Annotated in this window: 1 protein-coding gene; it reads right to left on the minus strand. The window is 50.1% G+C overall.

Going from position 1 to position 593, the window contains the following annotated elements; translation table 11 throughout:
* Positions 1 to 127: 127 nt before the first annotated feature.
* Positions 128 to 593, minus strand: a 466-nt coding sequence (locus RR876_RS17125; protein ID WP_332637205.1) for a malic enzyme-like NAD(P)-binding protein, incomplete at its 5' end; no start/stop codon positions are given.

The following is a 593-nucleotide window of genomic DNA, read 5'->3' on the forward strand; positions in this document are numbered from 1 at the left end:
GTGGGATTTTCCTAACTTGATGATTTTTTAGACGATGAGGGCACGAAATAAAAAATAAAGCGTGGTTGTTACACCACGCTTGGGAGATAACTCTCGTTGGATTTCACTCAGCGACTTTCACGAATGCTTAGAATGACGTTCGCTTGTAGATACGGTACTGAGGCTGCCAGAAGTTATTGTCGATCGCTTGTAATAACGCTTCGTCAGAGGTCAACACGGCCACGCCTTGTAGCTGTGCTTCTTTGGCTACTTGGAATGCAATGGAACGCGATACCTGTTGGATATCTTTAATATCAGGTAGCAGCGCGCCTGTACCTTGTTGTGCCAGCGGTGAGCAGTCGGCTAAGGCGCGGCTAGCGGACATGAGCATGCCATCGGTGACGCGTTTTGCTCCTGAGGCCAGAACACCGAGCCCAATACCTGGGAAGATGTATGAGTTATTACATTGCGCGATCGGGAAGATCTGATCTTTATAGCTTACCGGCCCGAACGGGCTGCCGGTAGCGACCAACGCCGCGCCATCGGTCCAGTTAATAATGTCTTCTGGACGTGCTTCAACGCGTGACGTTGGGTTCGACAATGGCATAACGATT

This window comes from Acinetobacter sp., assembly GCF_036666595.1.
Classification (GTDB): Bacteria; Pseudomonadota; Gammaproteobacteria; order Pseudomonadales; family Moraxellaceae; genus Acinetobacter.